Here is a 16,325-nt window from a genome sequence, read left to right on the forward strand (position 1 = left end):
AAGATGAAGGGTAATAAAAGCGCACACAGCCGCCGAAAGTTGATAAGCGGATTGCTCGTTATGGTTGTAATATTCATCGTAATGCTCGGATGGAGTATAGGGAAAAACTTGAATTCATGGGAGCTCCGATCCTTGCAGCCCGCTAGCGCCGAGTCTGTATCTGTTAAGAATAAGCTTACCGCAGCGACGATGCAAGATTTGCCATCTGCAGTAGAACCACTCGCTTCTGCACCTCCGGAAGTTCACTCCTCTTCAAGTGCGGCCCTTACTGTGACTCAACTCCCTCAAGCTAATGGGGTAGAGAAAATATCCAAGGTTTCGACAACGAGTTCTGCAATCACAGCAGCCAAAAAATCTAAAAAAACAGTCTATATTACATTTGACGACGGACCTAGCGATAACACCTTCAATGTACTTGAAATTTTACATCAGGAAGGTGTGAAGGGAACCTTTTTTGTTCTTGGTAATCAAGCGAAAAGCCATCCTGAGCTCATCGACTCCATATGGGAACAGGGCCATGCGATTGGCAATCATACCTATAATCATAATTACCATGATTTATATAGTGGATTCACGGAATTTTGGAATCAAATTAAACAGACTGAAGAGATTGTTCAAGGGATTACAGGGGTTCGGCCACAGCTTATCCGCGCCCCAGGTGGAACCTATGATCATTTTGATAATACCTATTTCAATTTATTGAAGCAAGCAGGTTATAAGGTGATGGATTGGACGGTGGATAGCGGCGATTCTAAACGGAGAGGCGTGCCAGCCTCAGAAATTTTGAAGGAATCCACAATGGATATGAAGTCTTCCCAGGTTGTTTTGCTGCTACATGATGGTGGCGGTCATCAAGAGAGCGTCAAAGCGCTGCCGGACATTATTGCACGCTATAAGGCGGCTGGATATGACTTTGGCCTATTGGATGAAACGGTAGAACCTGTACAATTTAAAGTCTCTGCAAAAGCCACTAATTTGGTGCGGAAAAAGCCTTCAGAAGCTTGGGTCGCCTCAAATATCACACCGAATGCGGAGCTCTTTGCGCCTGGAAAGCCATTGATTCTGGAGGTAGGAAAGCTGGAGACGAAGCTGAATCCCGGGGAATATTCCGTGCGAAATGGACAGTATATGGTTCCGCTTCGTGCTGTAATTGAACGGCTTGGAGGGCGAGTTAGCTGGGATGTGAATAGCCGAAGTGGAGAAATAGATTGGAACGGGAAAGCGGTCATTGCCGATGTAATGAACAAACAAATGATTCTAAACCATCCTGATAAGGGTCAAAAGACAATCGATGCGAGGATAGAAATGATTGGTGGATCGATCTGGGTATCGCTACGAGAACTGCTGGAGACAACAGGTCATCCTCCGCTTAATATAAGCGTTACTGAAGTAGAACGCCGGGTAAAAACATTCTGAAAGAAGAGCTGAGGCTGTCTAGTAAAAAGAAAAAACAAATGTCTGGGCACCCTTTTTCATGGGAAGAATAGATAGTAATAAGTTCCTGAGCTGGGAACAAGTCTATGACCAAAGGATGGGTGTCCCATTGTCCTCTTCATCACTAATTGATCAATTGAAGAAAGATGCCGGAAGTGTCAAAAGCTTCTCTTATCCGCGTAGCCGAAGTGCTCTGATGGAATGGTTAAGGATGCTGACTGTGGCTGGAATTATAGGTGCTTTATATGTTTGGCGAGGAGGTCCGTCTTTGCTGTTTCTCCTGATCGTTGTTGGAGTTATTATGCTCGGTGGACTTATGCTTCAGCTCTCTGGTCCACGGACGATTAAGCTTGTTCGTACAATTACTCCTTCGAGACCGATGGCTGGAAATACACTTCATGTGAAGGTACAGCTGAGCTTCTCGTCTCGGTTGCCTCTCCCTTGGATGACCATTGCCGATTATTGGGGTGATAGCCATCATCAGAAGCTGCTATTTCCTGGATTCAAACGTTCTTTTTCATACACATACACGATTGAAAATTTATCTCGCGGCAATCATCATCTGCTTGGCTGTAGAGTAACTTGGGGAGATTTTCCGGGTTGGTTCACGGGAAGATCTGAACCGGATGGAGGACAGAGTTTTAAGGTGCTGCCAGCGCCTTTATACTTTGGTGGAACTGTACCAGATAGCGGATTTATGACGGGTGACACCTTGTATTCTAGACGGGGAAGAAGCATCAGTGATGAGGCTTTGGAATCCAGGGATTATGAGCCAGGAGATCCACTTAGCCGAATTCATTGGAAGAATAGTGCAAGAACGGGAGCGCTGCAGAGCAAAGTTCCAGAACGGGAAAAGGCAAGAATGACCTGTATCGTATTGGCTAATGACCCGCTCAGCTACGAGGTTCCTACAGATGCGCTTAAACCTCGTGGGAGCAGAGACGATTCGCCTCCGGCATTTGAGAAAGCGGTGTCGACAGCGATGGGGCTGATGCTCTCCGCTGAGCGTTCAGGTGCTTATGTTCAGTTGTTTAGCGGCGGTTGGCCAGAAGGTATGGCTAGACATGAAGGGCTGGGTAAAATCCCAGGGAGAGTGCTGGATATTCTAACTGAAATTTCCCTGGATGGCACTAGAAACCTGTCGCTGCTGCTTGATGATGCTTCCCGAGGCTGGATTCCGGGGATGACAGTAGCCATTATCACGGGACGACTAGAAGAGGAATCTGCCAAGGTGATTGCCAAGTTCTTGATGCAAGGTGTGAAGGTGGAGCTTTATTATGCTTGGGACCAATCAGCACCGAAGCAAGGGGAGGCTCGCCAGCCTGGAAGGGGAACTGTCGGAGATAGTTTGGCTCGTCTTGGAGCACGAATGTTTTGTCTGGATGATGCATTGCCAGCATTCAGATTCAGGGAGGTAGAGTTCCATGAATCATCCGGAAAACCAACACTACGGTAAGGGAAAATCGGGTGATACAGAACTGGCTATGAATGGCTTTCAGTTCAACTTGGGGCAAATAGAGAACAGACATGCCGGTAAGCAGAGAAAAGTGCCTCTGTACTATCGTTTGCTGTTCTCTTTGGCCATTATGGGGCTATTTATTGAATGGTTACTCCCTTTATATAGGTCTGCTTTATTAGAAGATACCTCCAAGATGCTACAAGTTCTAATGGTATTGGCGGCAGTGTTGCTGTTATGGGGGATATTTCAGATTCCGGGGTGGCTACTGCTAAGTATTCAATTTCTTATTACTGTTTCAGCATGGCTTTACTTATGCAGTGGGGGCGAAGGCATAGGGTGGTTAGGGATTTATGCGGACGAAATTCCGAATGATCTTATTCTGCTTCTTTCTGGACATGTTTCTCAGTTAAGCGAGATCAGCAGGCTTTTGATATTGATTGTAGGTTGGGGGCTATTGGTATCCTCAGTACAGCAGCTTGCACTCTTCCGAGGGAGTACAGTACTATTCACAGCAGTTACAATCATTTACTTGCTGATCTTGGATATGGGCTTTGACGTCAATACCACAATGGATATTGTGATATCAATGGGTCTTATTTTTTGGATGCACGCGATGAGTGGACTCCTGCGTCTTCAAGAACGTGAGGGAGCTACTACACTGCCTTATGCGCGTTGGGGAGGGCTGACTTTGGCGACAGCCATTGTCGTGATGGCAACAGCATGGTTTGGTGGGCAGCTGCTCGGGGCAAGACCAACCAGCGAGCTTACGTTGCAATCGACATTTCAGAAGCTGCAGACTTGGGCTTCAGGCCATTTGCCAGAAGATAAGGCGCCTAATGCTTCAGGAACAACAGGGTATAGTTCGAATGACGGTGAACTCGGTGCCCCTTTATCCCGAAATACTGAACCAGTCTTTACAGCTATAACTAGCGAGCGTACTTACTGGCGAGGTGAGAGCATTGCTTACTATGATGGTCGCCGATGGATCAGGGGGGGCGAAGAGTTTATACCGCTTAATCTGTCCGGTATTCCAAAGAATCCTTCATTGATGCTAAGCGGTGAAACTAGGAAACGAACACTTCAGCAGCGGATACAATTTGCCACCCCTTCTTCCGGGGGAATTCCTTTATTCAATGCGGGAATAATAACTGATGTTGAGTCGGTTGAACTCTTGGGCGGAAGTAAATTGGGATATGTGCTGTCCAACATAGACAGAGAGAGTTTTCGTCTGCCTGATTCAATAGGCTCTGCACGGATCACAGAATATTCAGTGGAGTCCTTACTTCCTGAGAGCGATCCAGTACTGCTTCGTGGTTTAAACAGTAACGATCCCCAGGAAATTATGGGCAAGTATTTGCAATTGCCAGATTTGTTACCCGTACGAGTGAGAGATCTGGCGGAGATGCTTACAGCTTCTTCAGGTAACCGCTATGACTCCGTAACTGCCATTAAGGATTACTTACAACATGGATATTCCTATACGTTGAACACAACGGTTCCACCATCCGGATTTGATTTTGTGGATCACTTTTTATTTGAGACGAAACAAGGCTACTGTGTTCATTTTGCAACAGCTATGACCGTACTGCTGCGCAGTGCAGGAATTCCTGCTCGTTATGTCCAAGGCTTTGGGCCTGGGACCTTGCAGGACGATACTATGCCGGCGAAGTATTTAGTCACCCAGGGCGATGCCCATGCTTGGGTGGAGGTCTATTTCGCCGGCGCCGGTTGGGTCCCATTCGACCCAACGCCTGGCCCCGCCCTTGCCGCCGGCTTCGCTGCGCCGGCGCTGCCTGCGGCAGCCTCGCTCGCGCCGCAAGCTGCGCGAAACGCGGGCCTGCCCGCCCTGCCGCTGGCGGGCGGGACCTCTGCCGCGCCGCTCGCTGCCGCGGCGCTGCTTCCCGCCGCCGCTTGGCGCTGGCGGCGTAGCCTGGCTCTGCTGCTGGCAACGCGCAGCGCCAGCAGCATGAGCCGCGAGAGGCAGCTGCGCGCTGCCTCTCTAGCTTGGCACGGGCTGGCGGAGCGGTATGGACCGCCGCCGCCCGGTGTCACTGGCAGGGAGTATGTGGACTCCCTGCAGATCTACGATGCCGGACTAAGCGAAGCCGTCCGGCAGTTCGTACGCCAGTGGGAGACCCTGGCGTACGCGCCCGCGCCTTCAGCCTTCGTCGCGGCCGATCCCGCGAACGAAATGCCTGCAACGTCTAGAATGTCAGCAAGGTCGATGATATCTGCAATCCCTGCAATGTCTGCGGCGCCAGCATCACCTGCAGAGATCAGCGAGCTTACTACTCATGATGCGTCCGCGTTTATACGCGAATGCCTGATCATCACCTTCCGGTTAACTTAATCGGTCAGAACAGCTGATGCTGCTATACAATTCCTTCCATGGAAAGGAATGTTCTTCATGAAGTTTAACTCTCTCCTATTATGAGAAGTGTGTTCTCCTTTCCTTGACGATGAGAATTAACCATGAGTATAATGAATCCAATAATCAAGGGAGGCTCGTAATGAATAAGCCAAATGAAATTATCGTCGTTCTCGATTTTGGGGGACAATACAACCAACTTATCGCGCGCAGAATTCGGGACCTGGGAGTATACAGCGAACTTTTGCCGTACAATACGCCGGTAGACAAGATCAAAGCACTTGCACCTAAAGGGATTGTCTTCTCTGGTGGCCCTAGCAGTGTATATGCTGAAGATGCTCCACATGTAGATCCAGCGATCTATGATTTAGGAGTACCGATCTTCGGTATTTGCTATGGTATGCAGCTAATGGCTCACCAACTTGACGGTAAAGTGGAACGCTCCGCTAAACGTGAATATGGTAAAGCCGATATTGATTTTGAAGAAGGTACTGCACTCGTTGCTGGGCTAGAGAGCCGTCAGACGGTATGGATGAGCCATGGTGACCATGTGGTTGAACTTCCAACAGGATTCAAGCTGGATGCAGGAACTGAAAGTGCTCCAATCGCGGCAATGAGCAATGATGAGCGTAAATTGTTCGCGGTTCAATTCCACCCAGAAGTACGTCACTCTGTACATGGTAATGAGATGATCTCGAACTTCTTGTATCAAATTTGCGGTTGCGACGGCAAATGGACGATGGAATCGTTTATTGATGAAGCTATTCAAGATATTCGTAACCAAGTTGGAGACAAAAAAGTACTCTGCGCACTTAGCGGTGGCGTAGATTCTTCCGTAGTTGCAATGCTTATTCACCGTGCAATCGGTGACCAATTAACTTGTATGTTTATTGATCACGGTCTTTTGCGTAAAGGTGAAGCTGAAAGTGTTATGGAGACCTTCGTAGGTAAATTCGATATTCATGTCGTGAAAATCGATGCACGCGAGCGCTTCATGAGCAAGCTTGCAGGTGTTGAAGATCCTGAACAAAAACGTAAAATCATCGGTAACGAGTTTATCTACTGCTTCGACGAAGAGTCGGCTAAGCTCGGAGATTTCGCATTCCTTGCACAAGGTACACTGTATACGGATATCGTTGAGAGCGGAACAGCTACGGCACAAACGATTAAATCTCACCACAATGTGGGCGGTTTGCCGGAAGACATGAAATTCAGCTTGATCGAGCCACTAAATACCTTGTTTAAGGATGAGGTTCGTAAACTGGGTGAAGAGCTGGGAATGCCACGTGCTATCGTTTGGCGTCAACCTTTCCCTGGTCCAGGTCTTGCTATCCGTGTCTTGGGTGAAGTAACAGAGGACAAGCTTACTATCGTTCGCGACTCTGACTACATTCTGCAAGAGGAAATTGCTAAAGCGGGATTAGACCGTGAAATTTGGCAATACTTCACTGCCCTGCCTAACATGAAGAGTGTTGGTGTTATGGGGGATGCTCGTACTTATTCCTACACAGTAGGTGTGCGCGCAGTAACTTCCATCGACGGAATGACGGCTGACTGGGCGCGTATCCCATGGGATATCCTTGAGAAAATCTCCGTACGTATCGTTAACGAAGTTGAGAACGTAAACCGCGTAGTGTATGACATTACTTCGAAACCACCAGCAACAATCGAGTGGGAATAGGATCGGTGCAACTATAGATTTCAAAAAAACTCTCTTTTATTTGCGTTATTTAGCAAATAAAAGAGAGTTTTTTTATTTCTCAAGTAAAGGGTTGTGCTGGAGACGCCGTTTTCACAAATCTTTCATGAACACGTTTTGTTGAAAGGGCTTGCAACCCTCGAAAAGTTATGATAAATTGTACTTGTCTAAAAAATAGACAAGATAAACAAGTACATTTTCTACTAAAGGGGCCAATCAAAATGATGACTATTTCCAAAGAGACACCTCATATTAAACCGAACGGGGTAGAGATCGCTGAATCGATTCTGTTGCCTGGTGATCCTTTAAGAGCTAAGTTCATTGCGGAAACTTTTTTAGAAGATTACCAGTGCTTTAACGAGGTAAGAGGAATGTTAGGATATACCGGTACTTACAAAGGGAAGAAAATCTCTGTTATGGGTACGGGAATGGGTCCAGCGAGCATGGGAATTTATTCTTGGGAATTAATCAATGTATTTGGAGTTAAGAATTTAATCAGAATTGGTACCTGTGGTGCAATGCAAGAAAACATTGAGCTATACGATGTAATTTTTGGTATGGGAGCTGCAACGGATTCCAATTATGGTCATCAATATAATTTACCTGGACAATATCCACTAACGGCTTCTTTTGAGCTTTTGGAGAAAGCTAAGAAAATAGCAGATGATAAAGGACAAAAGGTTCATATTGGTAATATTTTATCCAGTGAAATATTTTATAATGCGGATCAGGCAGCTAATAAAAAGTGGCAGGATGTAGGGATTTTGGGTGTTGAAATGGAATCTGTAGCCCTCTATTGGAACGCTATCCAAGCACGTGTAAAAGCGCTGTGCATTCTAACAGTGAGTGATCATCTTATTACAGGAGCACAGACCACTTCGGAGGAACGCCAAACTGCATTTACTAAAATGATGGAGATCGCATTAGAGTTAGCATAAATTCTTTCCTTCTATGTGAAACTAATGTAAACGATATAAAGTTTATACAGCATGAGATAATGGAAGCCTGTTATGTAAAGTCGTTCCGGTTATATTATTTTTAATTACTAGATAAGGGATGAGAGTAGAATGAAGAAATTTAAACGTGTACATTTAATCGTCATGGATTCAGTAGGCATTGGAGAAGGAAAAGACGCGGATCAATTTAACGATGTTGGCTCCCATACCCTATTACACATTGCAGAACATATGAATGGATTAAATCTGCCCAACCTAGCCAAATTGGGTCTATCTAATATTGAAAAAATTTTGGGTGTTCCAAAAGCTGAGAAACCACTTGCTTATTATACTAAATTACAGGAAAAATCAGTCGGGAAAGATACAATGACAGGTCATTGGGAGATCATGGGTTTAAATATTGATCAACCCTTTAATGTGTATCCAAATGGATTCCCCGACGAATTAATTAAACAGATCGAGGATATAACGGGCCGAAAAGTAGTAGCGAATAAGCCTGCAAGTGGAACGGCTATTCTTGATGAATATGGCGAGCATCAAATGAAAACAGGGGATCTGATCGTTTATACCTCTGCTGACCCGGTTCTGCAAATTGCAGCTCATGAAGAAATCATCCCATTAGAAGAGTTATATGATATTTGTGAAAAGGTTCGGGAAATCACCAAAGACCCTGCCTATTTAATTGGTCGTATTATTGCCAGACCTTATGTAGGCCAACCCGGGAAATTTACGAGAACCTCCAATCGTCATGACTATGCCTTAAAACCATTTCATAAAACCGTTATGAATAGCTTGCAAGACGGAGGTTATGATGTCATCGCCATTGGTAAAATCAATGATATTTTCGATGGTGAAGGCGTTACTGAATCCATTCGTACAAAAGACAATATGGATGGCATGGATAAACTGCTTGATGTAATTAAAAAAGATTTCACTGGAATGAGCTTTTTGAATTTAGTTGATTTCGATGCTTTATACGGTCATCGTCGTGATCCGGAAGGCTATGGAAGAGCATTAGAGGAATTTGATAAACGATTAGATGAGGTATTCGATTCCATTCTAGAAGATGATTTGTTAATCATTACGGCTGACCATGGAAATGACCCGACCTTCCCTGGTACAGACCATACTCGTGAGTTTATTCCAGTCCTAGTCTATTCCAAGCAATTAAAGGACAGTGGCGCATTACCTGAGCATGATACCTTTGCTGATATCGGTGCGACTATAGCGGATAACTTTGATGTTGATATGCCAGACAACGGTGAGTCTTTCTTGCCATTTCTTAAATAATTGATATCACATAAAAACCTCCAAAGTTTCTTTTTGGAGGTTTTTACGTTGTGATTGAAGCAGAGAATGACATTCCTTGTCGCTTGAAAAATGATGTGTCATAATGGGGAGAAAAGGACATCAGATGAATGAACACACATAAACTAGATAAATTGAAACGGCCGCTTTATATCAATGTATATGATGAGCTTCTTCTTCAGATTAACAAAGGAGAATACCGCGTAGGTAGTCAGCTTCCTTCAGAACCGGATTTAGCCAAAAAACTTGGGGTTAGTCGCGCTACTTTACGGCAAGCTTTAGTTCTTTTGCAAGATGATGGATTAGTAAGAAATGTACGTGGTAAGGGAAACTTTGTACTTGAGTCTTCTTATAAACAAGAGGATACTCAATTAGAGAAACTGAGCAACCCCATGCATAAATGTCATATAAGCATATTTGACCAAGTAGATTTACATTATCGGCTGGACCCGCAAACGGAACATACCAAACAAGTATTAAGAAGAGATTCAGCTACAGTTGTAGCTTTGGAGCGTTTGTATAGAAAGGGAGGCGAGCTACATGCTTACGCTTTTACTTTTATGTCTATGCAAACAGTAGAGAGGTTATCTTTGGATCTTGATAATAAAGAGAAAATGCTGGATTTTCTAGAGAATCAGGCTTATGTAGATGCTAACCATGGGAATATTGAAATAAAATATACGCATACCGTTAACTTAGCTGATCGGAAAGATAAATTAATGGGACGGAACGAGTGCTTTTTACTATTAGAAGCCCTTTACGACAAAACAGAGCCAGATTATCCGTTAATGTATAATAAATTTTATATTCCACAGCAGTTCTCAAATTTAAAATTAATTTTGTCTAAAGGCTAACCAATAATAATGGATTAGAAAAACTCCCTTTTATCTGCGATATTTAGCAGATAGAAGGGAGTTTTTTTTTGACCCGAATCAAAGAGTTTTCGAGGGGGGATTGGTTAATGCAAAATAAATCCTTCTTCTTCGGCCTCATTGCTTGGCAGGAAAGGTAGCTTCGGATTCGTTTTCAATAAAGTATCCATCAACGCATGATCAAAATTATGCTTTAATGCACAGTTTCGGTCAAAAATCATGGTAGCCTCATCTCCCGGTTTACATGCCGGCCACTGGGGGAGGGAAGGGATGTTAGGATTGCCAGAGCGTGCAAAGCTTACCCAGGCACCACAGATGCGTTCCTCCATCCGATCGGAAACTCCTGGAATGAGGCACACGGGAACACGTTTCGTATTATGGAAAACGAAAGGGATCTCAGCGCAGTGCCATGCTATCTTGCCGCCCTCAAAAGGAAATTCATAAGCAAATAAGTAGGAGTAGGTAGGAGCTTCCTCGTGTACGGATTTCTTCTCAATAAAGTCCTTGGTTGGAATACGGAAGAAGGTATCTAAGAATAGCAGGTCGGTCAAGTGTTTATCCGGATACGCTTCCCTAAATTGTGTGACAAGCTTCTCCGTATGACTGCCATACTTTTGAGTCAGCATCTCCATGGTGACTTCCTCAGTCGCGTCCTGCTTGTTAGGAACACCGGGACCAAAAGCGAACTCACCAAATACGCTACCAATCAATACCGGAATGGTCTTCGCATGCTCGGTAAAGCCCACCTCTCTAGGATCGCCTACATAGAATTCATTAGGCATAGGATTGCCGCCAATGTATTCCCCTTGCATTGCGAGTGCTGGTGCAACTTTATTATATGCTGCAGCTAACTGAGGATAAGGAACCGCTTCCAATTTTTCTACTTCGACCTCGCCCAAATTAAGCTCTGCCAACAGTGCCTTTACAATGGCGGTACTATCGGTCTTGCGGGTGTCCAAAAACCCATCAATTAATCCGCTCTGGATAACGCCCTTATGGAACAGGCCGTCTGCTGCGGGAGTATTCATTAGTGTCCATACCTTCATACCGCCACCAGACTGTCCGAAGATGGTCACATTGTCCGGATCGCCGCCGAAAGCTGTAATGTTTTCCTGAATCCATTTTAAAGCTGCTACCATATCGGCATTTCCGGCATTTGCGGAATTGACGTATTTATCTCCAAAAGCAGCCAGGTTCATGTATCCCAGAATATTCAATCGGTGATTTAAGGTTACTACGACCACATCGCCGAACTCGCTAAGCTTGTCTCCTTCATAAGCTACCTGTTCAATAGAAGAGCCAGCTGCGAAACCGCCCCCGTGTAGCCATACCATAACAGGTTTTTTGGCCTGCGGTTCAAGGCTCTGGGTCCAGATGTTCAGATACTGACAATTCTCATCCATAGGCCAGTAACGGTGAGGAACCAGCACTTCCATGACGGGCTGATCCTGGGTTAACATGGGAGACACATAACCGTAAGCGAGTGCATCCTTAATTCCCTCCCAAGGCGCTACCTCTGTGGGCATCTGGAAGCGCTTGGCATCTGCGTACTTTATTCCGTGAAAGGTATGAGTGCCGTTGACCTGAAAGCCTCTCATTTTTCCGGCTTTAGTCTGTACAATGGGTTCTGCTGAGGAACATACGAAATTTTTTGCTGTCATCATGGAAATCCTCCTTACATCAGATAGCCCCATTATAATAAAAGTAGGTTAGTGAAAAATATAGGAAACTTATCTGCTTTATCCTTATTCTTTGCTTCTTTTCTGGAGGTCAGCAGGTCTGGTCTCAGGATAAGAAAATAATCATGATAAAAAAGTCAAGATTCCCTTATGCAGCAGAATTCATCACCACCCTCTAGAAACTCTATTGTAAGATCTGTGACAATATAGACTCTAATGTTTTTGCTTGATAGGGCTCGCCAAATTCATATAATACATCGATTGCTGATTGAGCAAGCTTCGTTCCTTCTTCTTTACTGTTTCTTTTAATTTTAATTAGACCGTTATAATACTTATATACAATCTTAAAGAACAGCGTTTGATATTGAGGCCTGCTAATATTATTTAAGTTCTCTAGTAAGATCTCTGCATAGCTTATTTGATTGATCATAATTAATTCGTAAATCATATTGGTTAGCATTACACATATGACATCTCGTCCGCGTTCGTGAGCTTCATATTTTTTCATAGACTTAATAAGCGTTTGAAAGAGTATATCTCTTTGATCGTAATCTATGTAATTTAAAGTATTTGTGAACAGCTGCATTTCTTGGAGGGTCCAGGATTGGAGATTGTTGAGATAGTTAGTGATCGTCTCGATATCTTCTGTCAAAATGACATTCTTCTCAAACTGACCCGTCAAGTTAAAGTGCTTTAATAATCTTATACGAGACCTGACTTCTGCCAGATGAATTTTTGAGGTCAGATCCTCTCTCTGATGTAGTTCTTGATAAATCTCAATTAATGCTTCGAGATCGTTATTGTTTCCAGCTTTGGAATATTTGTTGGTAAATGTATCGTGTTTAGATAGTTTATAACCTCTATAAATGTAGAAAAATTCATCAATCCCCATCATAAGTCGATTTAAAATTTGTTCTAACAGCCTTAATGTGATCTCATGGTTTCCTTTTTCAAATTCAATGGCATATGATTTCGAGATAATATCTAAATACACTTCTTTTTGACTTAATCCCTTATTGGTCCGTATATTTCGAACAACCTCACCGTAGGTATTCAATTCGTTCGCCACCCTCTTATTGAAATCGTGAGCTTTTATTATATTTCAGAGAGAATCTAATTTGATTACGAAATTTTGATATTTGAAAGTCTGCTCATAGTGGTTTTTTGAGCTGATTGGAAATATTAGTAAATAAATCGAATCCGTTGGGAATTTCTTCAATTTAAGGTCCTATTTATAAGACCTTTGTCGAAATGGGACATAAAAGCAATTATGATGTAAGTACGTTAGATGGATTAATGGAAGCATAAGTTTTATATTTCCTTGGAAGGATTTGATTTATTATGAATAATAAAAGTGATTTTTTCAGATTTGAGCGTAAAAATGATGATTTCCCGTTCTACAGTGAACTGTCATCGCCTAGTCTAAATTTGAAGAGCAGCCTCATTTTTCTCGTTTCTGTCGCGGTTGGTTTTGCTCTGTTTCTTATTATGTTTGGAGGTCCCAATGTACAGCCCTTTATGAATGTGATTTTTCCTTTAGCAGCAGTAATCTTTGTGGCACGAAGTCAATGGACATCATTATTCAGAAAATTAGTAGCTAAAGATATTCTTTTGATTCTTGGAACTTACGTTGCGAATTTGATTGTGACAGGTATTGTCGGTTTCCTTATTACGAAATTGTTTAGTACGAGCGCTAATCCCGCAACCGATAGTTTCAATGGTAATTTTGCTGATGCAATTCCATTCTTCTTGAGAACGATCCCGATGCTGTTTGGTGAAGAATTAATCACGATACTTCCATTCTTGGTCGTGCTATCATTTGGAGTTAAGAAACTTAAGATGAGTAGAAAGTCTGCTATAATTTTAGCCTGCATAGTTTCAGCTATTTTATTTGGGGCATACCATTTACCAACGTATAATTGGAATATTGTCCAAGCTATTCTCGGTATTGGTATTGCACGGATCGTTCTGCTATATCCATATCTTAAGACTAAAAATATATGGACATCGTTTATAGTGCACGTGATGAATGACTGGACAATGTTTGCTTTGGCCTTTTGGGCATCCACTCGCTAATTTTTCTCAAAGGATTTTTTGCGATAGAGTCTTAACAAACACCTGCAACTCCTTATTGAAGAAGGGGCTGCAGGTTTTTTTGTATTCAAAAAAATGTGATAGACGCTATATAGCTGCTCAATATGAATGTGATAAAATGGGAAAAATCTATCATAGGGAGAAATTAACATGGGATTTTCTCTTCTCGGCACACTAATGGCATTAATCCTTCTTGCCCCAAGTTTGCTAATGATTAAGTTTCCACCTGAAAATGTACCTTCGGGTTTGCGAGATGCAGGACTAATCTATACCCTCTTGGAGAGAGCAGGACAATTGGGTTGTATCGGCATTCTTGCAATCTCAAAGGATAACTTTCAACATGTGAAATTCGGTGTGATAGCTGCCTTCATCGTCTTGTTTATCGTTGTTTATTATGGTCTATGGGTTCGATATATAGTTAAGGGGCAGCAATTTAAATTATTATGGGACCCTTTAGTTTTTATTCCGATCCCGATGGCAGTTCTTCCAGTATGTGCATTCGGATTGGCAGCGATTTGGGGAAAATCTATTTGGCTGAGTATTGCAGTAGTTTGTTTAGCAATAGGGCATTTAGCTAATTCTTGGCATAGTTATAAGTACACTAAAGATCAATAACTAGAAACATAGTGAAATATACCCATATAAAAAGTGATCGGATAGTTAATAAGCTGCATTGCAAGAACGAGTTTGATAGTAGATACAAGCATGAAAATGTATGATTTACGAACAATGGAAAAAATAAAGTCGAAAATGTTCGCTTTTTATCATTGACAACTTATATGATGTCCACCTAAAATGATAGAGCACAACAACATAATTCTTTCGTATATTTCCGGGAATTGGCCTGGAAGTTTCTACGAGGTCACCGTAATGACCTGGCTACGATTAAGAAGAGCAGAGCAACCCCGCATTGTCCTTAATTTAGGTCTATGGTCATGGGAGGCTACTCTTTTTTTCGAGCCGGTGTCTAACAGATACCGGCTTTTTGTTGCTGTCAGACACACAACATACCTTAGGGGGAGAACAATTTGAATCGGTTTTTCAAGTTGAAAGAGAACGGCACCACAGTTCGTACAGAGATCATGGCGGGCTTGACCACGTTCATGGCAATGGCTTACATCTTGTCGGTTAATCCGAGTACTTTAACAGCATTTGGCCGTATTGATATGGGATGGTATTCTGTATTTCTAGCGACTGCGCTGGCAGCAGGTATTTTCACCATCGCAATGGGCGTGTTCATAAACTTTCCAGTGGCATTGGCACCTGGTATGGGACTTAACGCATATTTTGCTTCCGTAATTCTATCTTCCGCCACATCAGAGCATCCATTCACTTGGCAAATGGGTCTGACAGCCGTATTTATTTCCGGTTTGATCTTTATCTTGCTGACTGTAACTCGAGTGCGACAGATCTTACTAACTGCAATTCCTGACAGCTTGAAACATGCGATTACAGTAGGTATCGGGATGTTCATTACGATCCTTGGTCTTAAGAATAGTGGACTCATGACGATTGGTGTTGAAGCCGGTAAAGACATTCCTGCTAACACTTTCACAGATGTCCTTTCCTTTGAAACTATCATTCACATGGGTAGCCTAGAGAATTCCAATGTCCAATTGGTAATTATCGGACTTCTTCTAATCTCTATCCTGATGGTATTGAACGTTAAAGGTGCGATTTTATTCGGTATCTTGGGAACAACTGTCGCTGGTATGCTGATGGGCGTAGTTGATTTCAGTGCATTGTCCAGTCCGGCAACGCCTTGGGTTCCTGACTTCACACAATTGAACTTCTTCCAGTTTGACTGGGATGGTATCCTGCACACAGGTATTGTTTCAGCGATTGCAACTTTCACTTTTGTAGAGTTGTTTGATACATTTGGTACACTTGTAGGTACGGCTCAACGCGCAGGTATTATGGATAACCCTGAAGAAGGTAATAGACGTGTAGGTAATGCGATGTTTGTCGATGCAGTTGCTGTAGCAGGTGGTGCGGCACTGGGTACTTCGACTACTACTGCTTTTGTAGAAAGCGCGGCAGGTGTTGCTGAAGGTGGACGAACAGGTCTTACAGCTGTAACAACGGGCGTATGTTTCTTGCTTGCATTGTTCCTTGCTCCAGTGGTTGCTCTTATTCCTGGATCTGCTACAGCCGCAGCATTGATCGTCGTAGGTGTGCTGATGGCACAATCGATCCGTCAAATCGATTTTCAAGATATGGTTGTTGCAATTCCAGCGTTCCTAACACTTGTAATCATGCCTTTCACTTATAATATTGCTAACGGTATCTCCTTTGGTATCGTAACTTATGTAATCCTTGCTTCTGTTGCTAACCTTGCAGGTAAGAAGAAATACGATATTCACTGGATGATGTGGGTACTTGCGATTCTGATCGTTCTCCGTTATGTATTCCTTGGTAGCGAGGGCTAACATATATACAGTATTTCTGAAATTCAT

12 protein-coding genes and 1 riboswitch are annotated in these 16,325 nt (G+C 43.3%); of the genes, 10 read left to right on the forward strand and 2 right to left on the reverse strand.

Annotated features, from left to right (window positions below):
- Window positions 1–3 precede the first annotated feature (3 nt).
- From MKX41_RS27765 to MKX41_RS27795, 7 genes are all read left to right on the forward strand, one after another.
- Window positions 4–1,416 carry a polysaccharide deacetylase gene (locus MKX41_RS27765; protein ID WP_340974013.1) on the forward strand — a complete coding sequence of 471 codons (1,413 nt, stop codon included), beginning with the start codon at window positions 4–6 and terminating at the stop codon, window positions 1,414–1,416.
- 58 nt (window positions 1,417–1,474) lie between these two features.
- Window positions 1,475–2,890, forward strand: a complete 1,416-nt coding sequence (locus MKX41_RS27770) for a DUF58 domain-containing protein (RefSeq protein ID WP_340974014.1) — start codon at window positions 1,475–1,477, stop codon at window positions 2,888–2,890.
- Window positions 2,859–5,243 (forward strand): DUF4129 domain-containing transglutaminase family protein, encoded by a 2,385-nt coding sequence (locus MKX41_RS27775; protein ID WP_340974015.1) that lies wholly within the window; start codon window positions 2,859–2,861, stop codon window positions 5,241–5,243. Before MKX41_RS27770 ends, MKX41_RS27775 begins: the two co-directional genes overlap by 32 nt.
- A 160-nt stretch (window positions 5,244–5,403) precedes the next feature.
- Entirely contained in the window at window positions 5,404–6,942 is a 1,539-nt protein-coding gene (gene guaA / locus MKX41_RS27780) for a glutamine-hydrolyzing GMP synthase (protein ID WP_042123987.1), read from the forward strand.
- A gap of 242 nt (window positions 6,943–7,184) precedes the next feature.
- Complete coding sequence (gene deoD, locus MKX41_RS27785; protein WP_379426044.1) at window positions 7,185–7,898, forward strand: purine-nucleoside phosphorylase; 714 nt, start codon at window positions 7,185–7,187, stop codon at window positions 7,896–7,898.
- Between the two features lie 129 nt (window positions 7,899–8,027).
- Window positions 8,028–9,206: a phosphopentomutase gene (deoB, locus tag MKX41_RS27790; protein ID WP_340974016.1), complete on the forward strand. Its 1,179-nt coding sequence runs from the start codon at window positions 8,028–8,030 to the stop codon at window positions 9,204–9,206.
- Window positions 9,207–9,334: 128 nt separating this feature from the next.
- The gene (locus MKX41_RS27795; protein WP_340974017.1) at window positions 9,335–10,078 is read left to right on the forward strand and encodes a GntR family transcriptional regulator; all 744 of its coding nucleotides are present in this window, start codon (window positions 9,335–9,337) and stop codon (window positions 10,076–10,078) included.
- A gap of 104 nt (window positions 10,079–10,182) precedes the next feature.
- Here MKX41_RS27795 and MKX41_RS27800 read toward each other — a convergent pair whose 3' ends face one another.
- On the reverse strand, window positions 10,183–11,760 hold the full coding sequence (locus MKX41_RS27800) for a carboxylesterase/lipase family protein (protein WP_340974019.1): 1,578 nt from the start codon (window positions 11,758–11,760) through the stop codon (window positions 10,183–10,185).
- A 199-nt stretch (window positions 11,761–11,959) separates the two neighbouring features.
- Window positions 11,960–12,832 carry a helix-turn-helix domain-containing protein gene (locus tag MKX41_RS27805; protein ID WP_340974021.1) on the reverse strand — a complete coding sequence of 291 codons (873 nt, stop codon included), beginning with the start codon at window positions 12,830–12,832 and terminating at the stop codon, window positions 11,960–11,962.
- 284 nt (window positions 12,833–13,116) lie between these two features.
- Here MKX41_RS27805 and MKX41_RS27810 point away from each other — a divergent pair, with 284 nt between their 5' ends.
- From MKX41_RS27810 to MKX41_RS27820, 3 genes are all read left to right on the forward strand, one after another.
- Window positions 13,117–13,851, forward strand: coding sequence for a CPBP family intramembrane glutamic endopeptidase (locus MKX41_RS27810; protein WP_042184712.1), 735 nt, complete (start codon window positions 13,117–13,119; stop codon window positions 13,849–13,851).
- Between the two features lie 168 nt (window positions 13,852–14,019).
- Window positions 14,020–14,484 (forward strand): hypothetical protein, encoded by a 465-nt coding sequence (locus tag MKX41_RS27815; protein WP_340974022.1) that lies wholly within the window; start codon window positions 14,020–14,022, stop codon window positions 14,482–14,484.
- Window positions 14,485–14,671: 187 nt separating this feature from the next.
- Window positions 14,672–14,771, forward strand: a riboswitch (purine riboswitch).
- A 126-nt stretch (window positions 14,772–14,897) separates the two neighbouring features.
- The gene (locus tag MKX41_RS27820) at window positions 14,898–16,298 is read left to right on the forward strand and encodes an NCS2 family permease (RefSeq protein ID WP_042184716.1); all 1,401 of its coding nucleotides are present in this window, start codon (window positions 14,898–14,900) and stop codon (window positions 16,296–16,298) included.
- Window positions 16,299–16,325 lie beyond the last annotated feature (27 nt).

This window comes from Paenibacillus sp. FSL R5-0475 (genome assembly GCF_038004585.1).
Classification (GTDB): domain Bacteria; phylum Bacillota; class Bacilli; order Paenibacillales; family Paenibacillaceae; genus Paenibacillus_AQ.

Coding starts and splice junctions, on each gene's coding strand:
- deoB (WP_340974016.1), top strand. CDS start 8,028: ATGAAGAAATTTAAACGTGTACATTTAATCGTCATGGATTCAGTAGGC.
- MKX41_RS27775 (WP_340974015.1), top strand. CDS start 2,859: ATGAATCATCCGGAAAACCAACACTACGGTAAGGGAAAATCGGGTGAT.
- MKX41_RS27795 (WP_340974017.1), top strand. CDS start 9,335: ATGAACACACATAAACTAGATAAATTGAAACGGCCGCTTTATATCAAT.
- deoD (WP_379426044.1), top strand. CDS start 7,185: ATGACTATTTCCAAAGAGACACCTCATATTAAACCGAACGGGGTAGAG.
- MKX41_RS27800 (WP_340974019.1), bottom strand. CDS start 11,760: ATGATGACAGCAAAAAATTTCGTATGTTCCTCAGCAGAACCCATTGTA.
- guaA (WP_042123987.1), top strand. CDS start 5,404: ATGAATAAGCCAAATGAAATTATCGTCGTTCTCGATTTTGGGGGACAA.
- MKX41_RS27810 (WP_042184712.1), top strand. CDS start 13,117: ATGAATAATAAAAGTGATTTTTTCAGATTTGAGCGTAAAAATGATGAT.
- MKX41_RS27765 (WP_340974013.1), top strand. CDS start 4: ATGAAGGGTAATAAAAGCGCACACAGCCGCCGAAAGTTGATAAGCGGA.
- MKX41_RS27770 (WP_340974014.1), top strand. CDS start 1,475: ATGGGAAGAATAGATAGTAATAAGTTCCTGAGCTGGGAACAAGTCTAT.
- MKX41_RS27815 (WP_340974022.1), top strand. CDS start 14,020: ATGGGATTTTCTCTTCTCGGCACACTAATGGCATTAATCCTTCTTGCC.